The sequence below is a fragment of the Nitrincola lacisaponensis genome (assembly GCF_000691225.1).
GTDB lineage: Bacteria > Pseudomonadota > Gammaproteobacteria > Pseudomonadales > Balneatricaceae > Nitrincola > Nitrincola lacisaponensis.
The window spans coordinates 1-12,858 of the sequence record NZ_JMSZ01000015.1; the positions used below are offsets into that span (position 1 = coordinate 1).

General features: G+C 48.1%; 10 protein-coding genes and 1 pseudogene. 4 read left to right on the forward strand and 7 right to left on the reverse strand.

The features are described from left to right. Both ADINL_RS02365 and ADINL_RS02370 read left to right on the forward strand, forming a co-directional pair. Positions 1-1,901: pseudogene (locus ADINL_RS02365) on the forward strand (hypothetical protein); the annotation flags it as partial. A gap of 187 nt (positions 1,902-2,088) precedes the next feature. Beyond that, positions 2,089-5,421 carry a VPA1262 family protein gene (locus ADINL_RS02370; protein WP_036543903.1) on the forward strand — a complete coding sequence of 1,111 codons (3,333 nt, stop codon included), beginning with the start codon at positions 2,089-2,091 and terminating at the stop codon, positions 5,419-5,421. 281 nt (positions 5,422-5,702) lie between these two features. Here ADINL_RS02370 and ADINL_RS02375 read toward each other — a convergent pair whose 3' ends face one another. Further along, positions 5,703-6,215: an acyloxyacyl hydrolase gene (locus tag ADINL_RS02375; protein ID WP_051632492.1), complete on the reverse strand. Its 513-nt coding sequence runs from the start codon at positions 6,213-6,215 to the stop codon at positions 5,703-5,705. A 225-nt stretch (positions 6,216-6,440) separates the two neighbouring features. On the opposite strand from ADINL_RS02375, the gene ADINL_RS02380 reads away from it, so the two are divergent. Continuing rightward, on the forward strand, positions 6,441-7,754 hold the full coding sequence (locus ADINL_RS02380; RefSeq protein WP_051632493.1) for a sensor histidine kinase: 1,314 nt from the start codon (positions 6,441-6,443) through the stop codon (positions 7,752-7,754). Next, positions 7,751-8,392: a response regulator gene (locus tag ADINL_RS02385; RefSeq protein WP_036543589.1), complete on the forward strand. Its 642-nt coding sequence runs from the start codon at positions 7,751-7,753 to the stop codon at positions 8,390-8,392. The genes ADINL_RS02380 and ADINL_RS02385 overlap by 4 nt, the downstream gene beginning before the upstream one ends. On the opposite strand, the gene ADINL_RS16165 is transcribed toward ADINL_RS02385, so the two are convergent. The 6 genes from ADINL_RS16165 to ADINL_RS02405 form a co-directional block, all read right to left on the reverse strand. Next, positions 8,308-9,396, reverse strand: a complete 1,089-nt coding sequence (locus ADINL_RS16165) for an alpha/beta hydrolase family protein (protein WP_084154353.1) — start codon at positions 9,394-9,396, stop codon at positions 8,308-8,310. The two genes, ADINL_RS02385 and ADINL_RS16165, sit on opposite strands and share 85 nt — an antisense overlap. A gap of 160 nt (positions 9,397-9,556) precedes the next feature. Then, on the reverse strand, positions 9,557-10,522 hold the full coding sequence (locus ADINL_RS02390) for an alpha/beta hydrolase family protein (protein ID WP_036543591.1): 966 nt from the start codon (positions 10,520-10,522) through the stop codon (positions 9,557-9,559). A 265-nt stretch (positions 10,523-10,787) separates the two neighbouring features. Further along, positions 10,788-11,150, reverse strand: a complete 363-nt coding sequence (locus ADINL_RS02395; RefSeq protein ID WP_036543594.1) for a VOC family protein — start codon at positions 11,148-11,150, stop codon at positions 10,788-10,790. Between the two features lie 15 nt (positions 11,151-11,165). Beyond that, on the reverse strand, positions 11,166-11,408 hold the full coding sequence (locus tag ADINL_RS16850) for a PH domain-containing protein (protein ID WP_420835588.1): 243 nt from the start codon (positions 11,406-11,408) through the stop codon (positions 11,166-11,168). Further along, positions 11,333-11,749, reverse strand: a complete 417-nt coding sequence (locus ADINL_RS02400) for a PH domain-containing protein (RefSeq protein ID WP_036543597.1) — start codon at positions 11,747-11,749, stop codon at positions 11,333-11,335. The genes ADINL_RS16850 and ADINL_RS02400 overlap by 76 nt, the downstream gene beginning before the upstream one ends. A 20-nt stretch (positions 11,750-11,769) precedes the next feature. After that, positions 11,770-12,522, reverse strand: coding sequence for a MipA/OmpV family protein (locus ADINL_RS02405; protein ID WP_036543600.1), 753 nt, complete (start codon positions 12,520-12,522; stop codon positions 11,770-11,772). Between the last annotated feature and the right edge of the window lie 336 nt (positions 12,523-12,858).

Consider the following 12,858-nt stretch of genomic DNA (forward strand, 5'->3'; position numbering starts at 1 on the left):
AAATTAACTATGCCACTACAATCATGAATGAGTGCCTTTTATCAGACAAGGCTGGACGCAGGGCGCTAGGCTTCAAAATGCTTTCGACTGCCCTCTATGGCTCATCATGGAGAGGGTCAGGGATACACGAGTTTGGTGCTCGACCAAGAGACTTTGGATTTCAACCCAGCCATAAAGAACTTGTGGAATGGCGCAGTGCCTTCATCGACATTGCCGTACGCTTAGGAACTTCTGCAAATACCAATCTTGAGACTCCAGCACGACTGATCTTGGCAGAGAGGTTTAGAGGAATGTGGCGCCAAAAAGCGATGAGGGATAAGCTCGTCGATGCGGCTCATAAGCTACATGCTTACCGCCCCTGGGGTGAAGGTTGGAAAGCCATCCGCTCAACGATCTATTTTGACCACACCAGACGTAAAGATAGAGGTGATGCTGAACCGTTACCGGATATCCTTGCTGTATTGGAGAAGGAGCTTAAGCCAAAAGACCTGATTCCAACAATCATGACCTATGTGCTGAGTAAGGGCCAAGATTATTGGGTGCTAGATACTGACTTCGATCATAACGACACCAGCAAGTATGAAGAAGCCCAGGTACGACTTGAAACCAAGGCACTCCGACTAGGAGAGGACTTTGCTGCTTCAGATTATGACCTAAAGGCGTTGGAATCTAGTCTGTTTGTCAACGACTGGATGCCGCACCGGGTCGCATTCGGGAAAGGATTAGCCAAAGGCGCGCATGACCTGCGAGCCGACTGGCAACAGCTTGTTAAGCTGCTGGAGCAGTGCCAGGAAGACAGCAAGAGCTTTGAAGTCTTTGGCGGTTTTATCGAGGAAGTGGATTCTGTTGATCCAGAGCTAGCCCAAGCGCTACTCGACCAGTGTGCACAGCACCCTGAACTTCGACGCGTATTAGTTGGTTTACATCCACGGCGGGCGTTTACAGAAACCGATCTGGATCGCTGTATGGCACTTCTGGATGACCCAGATACTCCTGTGTGGATGTATGAACCCATCTTGTGGCGGGACACTTATGCTGGTTTGCCTGAAGCCCGTGTTCTTGATCTTGCTCAGCGACTTCTGAGTAAGCCAAACGGTGATGATGTGGTTTTAGATGCCCTAAGCATGAAGCTACATGGCAAAGATGAAGCTATAGATACACTTGGCTCAGCCCTTCGTCTGGTCGGCCTAAGAGCAGCAATCCAGAGAATCCAAAGAGATCATCGTGGCTCTGATGGATCTATGGATTATAAGGTGGAGTGCGTTATCGCTGCCGCGTTACGTTTTGATGGCAACGAAGTAGAAAAGCTGGAGTGGCTGGATACAATCTTCGCTGTAATTCATGAGCACTATGGCTATATCCATGCGTTTGAAAGTGCCATCGCAACGACCGCCGCATTAATGCCAGAAGCATTTCTCAATCGTGTTTTTGAGGGCACTGAAGAGGAACAGCAGAGAAGACTGTTTTTTATTGAGCACGATGATTCGTGTCGATCTCCGCTAACCGCAATCGATATGGATGTTTTGATTGAGTGGTGCCGCTCCAGAACCGATACCAGGGTATGGGCTTGTGTTGCAGCGGGTATCAACCTTTGGTCAAAGGATGGAGATCAAGGGATAGTTACGATGTCGGAATCAGCGATCCGGCTTTTGGAATCTGCTCCTGAGCCAGAGGCCGTTCTTGAAGTGTTCGCCAAGCGAACCGCACCTTTATCTTGTTCTGGTAGCCGAGTGAGCGTGGTGCAGCAGAGAGTTGATGCGATTAAAAGATTAGTAGAACATAAGAGTCCAGAAATCGCTGCGGCGGCTGGATTGGTGTCTGAAGAACTGGTTAAGTGGATCAAGCATGAAAAACTGTACGAGCAACAGGAGGATGAAAAGCGCGAACAACGATTTGAATGAAGGCCGCACTATCCGAGCTTTCGCCCCGTTAATCCGAAAATACTGCTATGAAGAAGCGGGGTTCACTACAATATAGATATTTCTATATCTGGGTTTAGGCGGCGGGGGCCGCCAAAACTATGACAGAGGATCAGAGTTGCGCGTAATGTCGTGCAATATCAATTTTGAAGGGAGTTCGCAGAATTCGATGGCTTCTACACTAGATGATCTCTTAGGCGATAGACGACTGGAGCGCCTTTTTTCTAACCAAAATCGCGCTTGTGCGCTTCAGCTATGGGTCTTGCAGATTAAATCTGAGCAGTCGACTGAAATGCGTGTAGTCTATGGTCGCATACTCCCATACAGTCATTCTAGCAACGGTTGGTCCTTCAGCAACAACGACAACCACCTTGTCTTCGGAAACATTAAGGTAAAGATTACTCGTCTTAACCTATATATAGACAGCATCCACTGTGCGGAACTTTTAAGGCAATTCAGTGCTGGGCAGTCTATTTCAGCAATAAATAAGACGCTGGGGCTTGAATGTCCGGAAAAGTTAAGAAAGCAGTTCGGATCTACTACTCTTGTGACCGATAACTTGGTCTATCGCCCTGTCGCTTATCTACTCAATCGAGATGCGCACGAGCGCCGGTCACTTTCTAGCCCACATAGTGCAGCTGGTGCTTTCAGCGCTTCCATTACCCAAGCGAATAAAAAAGCATTATTTCTGTTGAACGGGGAATACAGTGCTAACTTAACTGCTTCATTAGTTGAACAGCTCGATGCGGAAACTGGTTTAGATTTTGGTGGAGCAGATGCCACGCGATTTGGCGATCTAGAATTATTGGTCTTTCCTACCCTGGATGACCTTGAGCAGAACTTACTAAGTGTAAAATGGACTGACTCACCGCGTGCTCTGTCCGCTTGCTTTGATCCGATACAAGTGCCGCTCTTTGAGAAATTTCAGTTTCGCTTAAGCATCGCAAATGATGGCCAAATCGTCTCCTCGACTATTGCTTCAGCAAATCGTGACGAGGAGGGAGTGTTTGAATATGTGTTTCAAGTAAGCGAGGAGTTGAGAGAGAGGGCCGATAGCACAGAATTGGAGATTTTTGGCTTCTCAAATGATAGTCCTCATCAGGGCGAGCTCTGCTGTCGGTGGCAGGTCGGGTATGTCCGAGAGATTAATTTTCAGGGGCACATGGTGGGGACAGGAAGCAGTCCCGTCAAGTTCGACTGGCTTGAAAAGGCAACTAGGCCGGGTATGTCCGATCGTGTAAAGGCTGCCCTTACGGTTAACCGTGGCATCATGGGCTTTGGTAACCGCATCGGTGGGCGGGAGGCGGACCCTTGGGTTACTGCTAACCGTGAACTTTCCTCTCTTTTTGCGCGGCTTAATCCGCCTAAGTCAGAAGGGATGTTTTTCGAGAGATGGAGCATGGGGGATGGCGAAGGGCGACTGCAGTTCGTGGAATGGTTTAGATCTCTATTGGCCAAGTACCAGCAGCATCAAATCGTGATTTTCGATCCTTATTTCGAGACTGCTGGACTGGGGCTTGTATTGATTTGTGCGGCAATGAATTCGGATTATATCGTATTTACGTCGCTACCGAAGCTATCGAAGGGGGAAGAAGATGCTCAAGATGAATGTGAACATCCTATTTCGGGGCGAGTCAACAATCTGATAGCGAGCTGTGAGCATAATAGAGATTTACTAAGTCGCATTAAATTTTGTATATATGGCCTGAAAGAAGGGCGGCTACATGATCGTTACGTTTTGGTCATGGGGGCAGACGAACTTCCCGTCGCTGGGTTTCATTTGTCTAATTCCTTTCAAAAAGCGGCAGAAAATTTTCCCTTGCTGATCACACCGATCCCAGCAGATGTTCTGCTCCAAGTAGAGCAGTATAAATCCACGTTGGTGAGAGAGGCAAAGACTACTCAGTTTGGCGGTGAGGCTGAGAATCCAGCAATGCGGCTTCTCTTCGATTCTACGGCATCACCTTCGGCACCTAGACGCTACGAGCCTCTAAGCTTTATCGAAAAGCCTGGGGCAGGCAGTGTGCTCAGCGTTTGGTCCGGCGAAACTTCCCTGAAGGGATTGAGTGGTGGTCAGCTAAGGATGCAGATGGAAGCATTAGGCTTACTCAGAGATAACTCCCTCTTGTTGACAGATGGACTGAAAAACTGTGTTGCCAAGCAAGAAATCAACTTTAAGGACTTCACTCCAATATGGGAAGTGTTGGGTGAGGTACTCGCACATTCTTCCATAGGTGACATGGAGCTAAGATATCTTGAATCCGAACGCGATTTTCTGGAGTTTTTGAAAAAATTCCTTAAAACTGCGTTCGAGCGGGTGCATGACAATACGTGCAAGGAATTGGCCACTGTGGATGTGCAGTTCTTTCACATGCCAGTCGAAGTATTGCTACGCAGCTCTTATCACACAAGGCAACTATTCCACCCTACAAAATACGCAGCTTTAACTTGGTCTGAATACTTTGCCATCAGATTTCTGTGGTGGTACGCGCCAGATTGCTTGCTGAAAATTGCCGAAGAACAGATTTCGATTCTACCCGTTGAGCCCGATGAGAGCGAAGCTGTTAGATTGTCTCTATTAAGCCAGATTGTTAGCGAAATTTCGTTGTCGATAGAATTTGATATCAGCAAAACTCAACTTGATACTCTTGTTTATAGCGGCCAGGGCTTGCTGCACTGGTTGGGGCTTAACGCAGTTGAGCGGCAGTTAGATACGCAGGATGGACTTATCTCGGTACTATCGTTACTGGAATCTTTTCCCAGCCGGGAACGAGTGCGTGCACTAGGCTGGATGGTTCACCATGCGGCCATGGATTCGAATAAAGAAGAAATTTTTAAAGACTTGGTTGCAGCGCTGCATAAAATCTTGCCAGAAGCAATCACTGTGGAGGAGCTGCGGCACTTGATCGACTCCATGCGAGGCCATATGCGGCAATTAGCGTGGGCTGAGCCATGGTTATTCCGAGATGTGGTTTTACCTTTGCTACAGAGTGACCGAGCCTCCACTGAAGATGCCTGTGAAATATGGATGCAGGAGCTGGCTAGCATGTTGGGACCACTATTGAACAACCGGTCTCGCTTGTTTGATCGAGCCCGTGAAGGGCAGACGACTAATATAGCTTCGTTCCTTTTCGCCTATAGTAGCCCTGAACGGCGGGAGGCAAGCCTGATGGTGATGAATGACATCTTGAAGCGGCAACGGCGGATCGTGCAACAGCCACTCGCCAGCACCTCGAACTGGGCCCGATGGGACGACGCGCTTAGAGTGTCACTGTGGATACTGGCTTTTGGCAGATGGAGTGAGTTCTATCTACGTGAGCGCGGTGCGACCGATCAAAACTTAGAACAGCTATCATGGGATGCACGCGGGTTTGCCATGGTTAGGCCGTTGGAGGAATGGCAATCGGAAGGTGCTAGTAAACAGGGCGAACTCATTGCGTTCCTAGAGCAGGTGGAGGGGCTTTTGAACGTAGACGGTGAGCTGAAAGGCGACCCTCGATAAGTTAGATCAAAGGTTCTGTGAGTATTTGCATGGCACTTTTTATGGCACCTATGCTGATTATGTTTGTAATTGATTGTTATAAAATGGTTTTTTGTTGTAATTTATAATAGATTGGGAGTGATAGTTACTGGTAGCAATTGCAGGTGAAGTTTCAAGCTCCTGCAGTTGAACGATAGCCTGTATGAAATGCTGCATCTAAAACTGCAGTTTTAGCCTCACGCTGTGGTGGCCTGAACGGCCACCACGATCCCAAAGGGCTGGTTGGTGATATCACCATGCTGTCAGAAAGGATGGCGGTAGCCAATTGATAGGGTTTCGAAACCACTATTCGGTTTTTTGATACCTGCGTTAGAGTAGTGGATCAGACTGACTGAGAGTTCACCGTTGCCCAGTGGCATGCCAAGGGCTAAACGGTCTTCGAACTGAAAAGAGGTGGAAAGTTGGCGCTTTTCAAGATGTGTGTTAAGAAAAAGTGCCATACCGATTCCAGCCTCAACGAACATACCGTGCTCACCGGCAAAACTCCATCGCAAGGCTGGGGTCAGCGTCCAGGCGGCGTTATCATCGTCAATATCACCCGGGAGCAGCAATATCCCGCTGCCGAGTCTTAGTGTTAGCTGTGGATGCCAGCGTTCAAACTCGAAGGTATGATCCAGCCCCAGGCTGATGACTGGAGTGCTTTCACTGGTCGTGCCCAGTGTGATATATCCATCGGCCTGGCTCATCATCGGAATGCTCAACAGAATGATGCCCGACAGCACAGCAGCTGGGCGTTGTAACGAAAATCGTTGCATACTTATCTCCTTGCTGGTGGGCCGGTCACCTGAACGTGAATGGCCTCGACGAGATGCCAGAATAGAGAGCTATCGCAGCATCCACATGTCCCATGGGTCAGGTGCTGCTCGTGTGACTTCTTGCATACGTCAGGCAGTGCAGAACCTGATAATCTTGTTCAAAATGGCCTCAGCCTTACGTCGCTGGGAGGTATAGGCAGGCCAGTGCATCAGGAGAACTGTTGGATGAGTGCGGGAGTATCAAGATCGGACTGGCGCCATGAGACCTTTGAGATGTGGCAAGCGTTTGTGCGCTTCTTTGCTTCTCCGACCGGATTGTTTCGCGCTATTTGCCTGCTCGCGTGTGTGGCGATCTACGTCCTGGGCCGTATGCGAGAAGCGCTGTCTGCAGAAAACGATATGATTCTCACGCTCAGTGGCGAGACCTTGGCGCGTCAATGGCTTGGTGACGCGGTGACGGCACTGATTTTCAGTGAAGCGTTTGTGCTGGCTGCATTCGTCATCTTCGTTGTGGCATTTTGTATGGTGATGGCACCCTATGCCTACCGCCACAGTCGAACACCCCGAGTGCTGACCGTTCAGATAGCCATCGGCCTGATATTTAATGAAGAGCTCCTGTTGATCGTGGCTGCTCAGCTCCCTTTTCTTTATCCCCTGCCTAAGGCATTTGTCTGGTTACTGGCCCAAGCCCTGCTCAAGGTACTGTTGTGGAGTGTTATCCTGATGACAGCGGACCCGATGGGCGCTGTTATCATTGCGGCAGAGCTGGCCGATATCGAATTACCGGCTATCCACCTGGTCAGTTTGCTGGCAATGGCGATTGTGATGTTTTTCTTTTGGCAGCTGTTTGCCTTCTGCCTGGGTTTCATGGCCATGTCTGAACGTCGTCAGCGTTACCGGCTGGCCAAAGCCTATGCCGAGCTCATGGCCACTCGACAGCTGCTGGAGGATAGCGCACGATCCAGCGAACGCCTGCGCATTTCCCGTGACATGCACGATGGGCTCGGTCATCACCTGGCGGCTTTGAATCTGCACCTGGAACTTGCCATACGCAAGCCAGAGAGCATGATGTCCTCGGTATACACCGCACGAGATATTGCCAAGGAGCTCTATCAGGAAGTCAGGATGACGATCGAGCGTGAGCTCCTTGCTGTGCCGATCAATCTTTCTCGGAGTTTGCAGACGCTTTGCTCCGGGATTCCGGAACCCCATATTGAGTTGCGCTATGATCCAGGCTGTCAGGTGCGTGATCCGGCACTGGCACACGTCATCTTCCGTTGTGTACAGGAGGCGCTTTCCAATACCCTGCGTCATGCCAATGCACACAAGGTTGAGATCAGCGTGGCGTGCAAGGCCAACGACATTCATGTCTGTATTGTCGATGATGGTTGTGGTGCCACCAGGATCGTGCCAGGTAATGGGCTTACGGGAATACGTGAAAGAGTCGAGGAGGTCGGTGGCAGTGTGGAGGTAGAAGCACGGCCTGGGGTCGGTTGTCAGGTTCAATTATGGCTGCCTATGGAGGGTGGAAAAGCATGATCCGGGTACTTCTGGTTGACGATCAGCATCTGGTGCGAAGTGGTATTGCCGGGTTGCTGGGACTTACGCACGATATTGAAATAGTCGGCGAGGCTGCGAGCGGAGAGGAGGCCATGGCGCTGGTTGCTGCCAGAGATCCTGATGTGATGCTACTGGATGTCCGCATGCCCGTCATGAGTGGCATCGATGTTCTTACCCGTTTGAGCATGGAGGGGAGATTGCCAGCTACTATCCTTCTGACAACCTTCGATGATGACGAGGCGCTGCTTTCCGGCATCCGTGCAGGAGCTCGCGGCTTTCTGCTTAAGGATATCTCGCTGGAACGGCTGGCCGATGATATCCGGCATGTTGCTGCGGGAGGTACGGCCATTCGCCCCTCGATTACCGAACGAGTGCTGTCGGGCGTCCGGCAGACGGTGTCCGATTTCGACTGTCTTGATCCGCCTTGCCAACTGACTGTACGGGAAACTGAGATCCTGCGTCTGCTGGCCAGTGGGCTCAACAACCGGGAGGTGGCTCTAGCCCTGGGAACTGCTGAAGGAACGGTGAAGAATCAGGTTTCGAGTATTCTTTCCAAGCTGGGTGTCCGTGATCGGGTTCGTGCGGTACTACGTGGTATTGAGCTGGGTTGGATATGAGGCTTGCACTGTTTAGATGCATTTATTGACCAGTGTTCAATTTGATCGAGTACCCCATCAGCAAAAGCCTTTTCCCCGCTCAGAGTAAAGCGCAACCACCACCAGAACCCCGGCGTTTGAGTGTTAAACTGTGGATGTTTTAATAGTCCATGCGTGGCATCGGCAACTATTTGGATCTGAATGTTGTTCTGTTGTGCAGTAATGTGCTGCAATGTCTCGTACGTAGTCTTAATATCAACATTCCGATCCTGTTCACCCAGTAACAGTAAAAATGGCTGTGTGATCGCGGTGTAATCTGTAGTGGCATCTGCTTGATGATTTAATGCTATAAATTGAAAGCGCTCACGTGATATAGCTGAGCGTTTGTCACCAAAGCGTGATAGGTAATCATGATAATTGGGTGACTGACTGAAAAAAACTTGCTCGTCTAAATACCGTTGATAAGCTGAGTCAACCTCTGCACTACTGCTGCCCTGTAATTGCATTCGTGTATTGGTCAGATACCAGCTTTGTTCCATCCAGTTTAAAGCAAAGCCGGCGCCAATCAGGAAGCAAACATCCTGGTTGTTCTTGGCGATTTTGGGTACTACCCAACCTGCCTGACTAAACCCAACGATTCCAATCTGTCCTGCCTGAAAACCATAACGAGCCTTTACATGCTCAATGGCTGCTAGCACTTCCGATTGACGATCCTCCATAGACTGAAGCAGCCACTGACCCGACGAACCTCCAACTCCTGGTTTATTCCAACTGAAAATTGCAAATCCAGCTCTGGATAGTCGCTGCCAGATAGGCTGGTAGTACCCGTGAGCATCATATGGCATTGCTCCATCACCGTGCACAAAAATGATCACGCCTTTAGTTTGCTGATGGTCTTCAGGTGTCAGGAAATAGGCTACTAGCTTTTGATCTCCGTGCTGAAAGTAATCTGCGCTCGCCAGCGCGTCCCCGCAAGCAATGGATAACAACAAAACCCACCACAGATGTGACCTTAAAAATAACATAACTCTCCAGTGCAGTGAATTAGGGGCGGGGCCAGCATATCCATTCGTCCAAGAAGTTTTATCTTACAGGTCGGAGAATGCTAGTTGCTGAACTGGCGATCGACTAAGCTGACCAGCCGACCCTCCCGACTGTCGCCAGTATACTTAACGGCGATATTGTTTAATGTACAGACTTGTTGAGCTCAGGCCGAAGCGAAGTCTTTAGCCATAAAAATATATCTCCAGTGACTTTCTGCATCATGCTTTGTCCGTCTTGCGCGATGAGACCATGATCCATTTCAGGGTAGGCAAGCAACTCGATATTGTCTTTACCCGCTTTTTGAAGTCCTTCGATCATTTCCGTGACCGCTTTAGGTGAGACAGACTTGTCTCTCCCACCTTGAACCACTAAAGTCGGCATGTTTATCTGACTTAAAACGGACTGCTGATCTATCGTTAGCATGCTTCGCCACCAATCATATCCATGATTGCTTACTTCAATATCAAAGGGTTTTGCTTCTAGAATATGCTCTGCAAAACCTTTAAAGTCTTCCAGCTCTGACGAAAGTTGATGTTCCGAGGTAGTCGATTTTATATTATGAAGCACATCTTCGAGAAACCAGCGACCACCTCCATTAATCAAAACGACAACATCTGGTATGCGGCTTTCCGCAGCAAACATAGCGGCTACGGTTGCACCCTCACTACCTCCCAGGGCGATCACATTATTGTACCTCCTGCCTTCTAGCACACGACTCACGACGGCCCTGGCGTCCTGCACTCTTTGTATCGGGCTATCATTTTGCAGATAGTAGACGGGACAATCAGTCCTTTCTGTACTCATATCATGAGGTAGACTTGGCGTAATCCCCGGCTTCTCGATCAAAAGTAAATCCGCTGAAGGCCAAGAACCTTTGGAAAAATCTTTAATGAAATCGTTGTGCTTTACGCTATTACAATCAGAGCCCTGAAAGGCAACTAGAAGCGTGTCCGATTTGAGCCCACTTTTCGCTGATTCCATATAATAATAAATAGGAGACCCATCTCCTCTCTTTACCTTTGAAATAGTATGACTGTAGCTCGAAGCTATTATCGCGAGTCCGCACAAGAATGAGGCTACTATGATTGTAGCCGTAAAAATTTTCATCTTTAGTCTGGTCCTGCCCACATAAAGTAGACACTGTTATGCGCATTTGCGCTCAAACTCTGCTGGACTGATATTGTCTAGCACACTGTTATTCCACCTCTGTTTCTATAACCTTGACATTGAACCTCTCTGATTCTTCGGGGGGATTACCTATCCAGTTACCATCCTGAAGACTTCCTCAGTGTCGAACTGCGCTGGTTCATGTTGCTCCTTTTGCCAGCGCCCATTTTCCCGCAGCAGCGAATTGTTAGCCATTACGGGCATGCTATGTCCTTTGAGAAATGTCTTGAACAAATGTAACCTTGTTGCCGTCCGGATCAGTCACTTCGATCATCCGGATAACATCCGGGTACTCAACAATCTCTCCACATGACACATTGGCCAACGCACAAGCACGGCATTGATCGTCGATATTGTTGACGCCAATGACGACTGTTGTTCTGCCTGCGCGCTCCGGGTCAGTGGAAACCTGAAGCCAAGCGTTCTCTGCGAGTTGCCATTCGGCGACACCTTCGACCGGTACGAGATCCGCGCATCGTCCTATCAACTTCTTGTACCACTTAACGGCTGTGCTTTGATCATTGACAGGGACAACTGCGACCACGCTGTTTATGTTTGAGTTAGACATCGTTTCTCCATTTTTTCATTCAAAAGTTGCTAATGAGCCTATCGGATTAGATATGTTGAAATCAAAATCACCAGCATCATCGGCCCTTCCTTTATTTTTGGGAGAGATCATAATCGATCGTCTTCTGCCATAATCAATCCGAAGTCGATCCATGGAGAGGGCTGGGCTAACTAACGCTTTTCTTAGCGATTTTTCCCACGACGGGCCTCCAAATCCTGGACAAATTGAGCCTTGTCCTTTGGCGAGATCATTATTGATTGCCCGCGCCCATAATCAATCCTTAGTCGATCCAGAGAAAGTGCTGGGCTAGACAGCGGATTCGAAGTTGGCGTGATGCTTGTGATCTGCTCAATCGGGACCTGCCACTTGAATGGCCCACTCTTCACCAGGAGACTCGTGCTACTCAACGTGTAGGTTGTACCTGTCATCAGCCATACGGGGAAACCAGCTCCAATAATGAGTACTGGCAATGTCACGAGAATTGCAGAGGTGCTTCCGGTACGGAAAGCGAACACAAATACAATGAGACATGCAGCCACGGCACCAAACAAAACCAGCGCCAGCCACGTATCAATTTTTGATGTATAGATCTGTTCCATAGGGCTTCTCCTCGCTAACCTTAGAATTTGTATATTAAGCCAATAGAAGCCGAATAGCCTAGGTCTTTGCCATCATCCACTAATGGACTCTTCTTTATTTTATTACCTAGCGAATAAACGCTAACTCCACTAAACAGGCCAGTGCTTTGTGATAGTGGATAATTAATTGAAATTGCAGCACCAACGTTTGAGTTTGATTTTGGATAATAAACTGAACGATTTGATGTAACCTCTTTTTCCTTGACACCATAGTAGTAATTAACTAAGTCAGCACTTTGCCACCTCCAAAATATACTTGGTGTAATAGCGAGTGACTTTCCTTCAAATGGGTATGACCAAGCTGCTGTCACTTCGTCACCTTTCGACTTGCCCGTTACATCTGTTAGCCATTCTAAAGACAATAAGCCAATTTCTTGATCGTATATGTTAATGCTGGCGCCTAAATCAAAACCGTTTTTCCTGTCGTCCATTCCTTTGAATGCAGCACTATCCTTGGCTTTATATCCTTGTAATCTGGCCGAACCAATTATGCTGATCCACATGTTGCTGGTAAATTGGAAATGATATTCGCCACGAGTTGGAGACAGCGTAAAATTTTCACTTTCGTAAGTTATAACAGGCAATACATAATTTTTCGTATCAATGTCTTTGTATTCATTTGAGCCACTAAAGACTCCCAATCCTATACCAAAATTACCTGTTGCGTGCGAGTTGCCTGATATCGCCAATAAAGCTGTTGATGTGATAGCAAGTAACATCCAGTGATTTTTCATTATCTATCCCCTTGTTAGTCTGTGCTGTGTTTACAGATTTTTTTCTGAAAATTAAGCTTTAACTGTTCCTGCCAAGGCGTATCCTTCACCGCACTAACTTCCTTGAAAATAAAAAATGGCATGATGTCGTACTGTCTAAGTCTGAAGATTACTGCATTTAACAATGTGCTCCATGTGTCAAATGTCATAGATATGCTTTAATCAATAACGTAAATTTTTTATACAAGAGAGGATAACTACCCGTGAAATACTGCGGTTGATAGCTGTTGCTGATAAGGAACTAAAGTTAATGAAGAGTTAGGGTGACGAAATTTTTATCCGAGAGTGTTTACTCAG

Excerpts from the sequence above, each read along its gene's own strand:
- ADINL_RS02390 (WP_036543591.1), bottom strand. The coding sequence starts at position 10,522 with ATGAAAATTTTTACGGCTACAATCATAGTAGCCTCATTCTTGTGCGGA.
- ADINL_RS02400 (WP_036543597.1), bottom strand. The coding sequence starts at position 11,749 with ATGGAACAGATCTATACATCAAAAATTGATACGTGGCTGGCGCTGGTT.
- ADINL_RS02380 (WP_051632493.1), top strand. The coding sequence starts at position 6,441 with ATGAGTGCGGGAGTATCAAGATCGGACTGGCGCCATGAGACCTTTGAG.
- ADINL_RS02385 (WP_036543589.1), top strand. The coding sequence starts at position 7,751 with ATGATCCGGGTACTTCTGGTTGACGATCAGCATCTGGTGCGAAGTGGT.
- ADINL_RS02370 (WP_036543903.1), top strand. The coding sequence starts at position 2,089 with ATGGCTTCTACACTAGATGATCTCTTAGGCGATAGACGACTGGAGCGC.
- ADINL_RS16165 (WP_084154353.1), bottom strand. The coding sequence starts at position 9,396 with ATGTTATTTTTAAGGTCACATCTGTGGTGGGTTTTGTTGTTATCCATT.
- ADINL_RS02395 (WP_036543594.1), bottom strand. The coding sequence starts at position 11,150 with ATGTCTAACTCAAACATAAACAGCGTGGTCGCAGTTGTCCCTGTCAAT.
- ADINL_RS02375 (WP_051632492.1), bottom strand. The coding sequence starts at position 6,215 with ATGCAACGATTTTCGTTACAACGCCCAGCTGCTGTGCTGTCGGGCATC.
- ADINL_RS02405 (WP_036543600.1), bottom strand. The coding sequence starts at position 12,522 with ATGAAAAATCACTGGATGTTACTTGCTATCACATCAACAGCTTTATTG.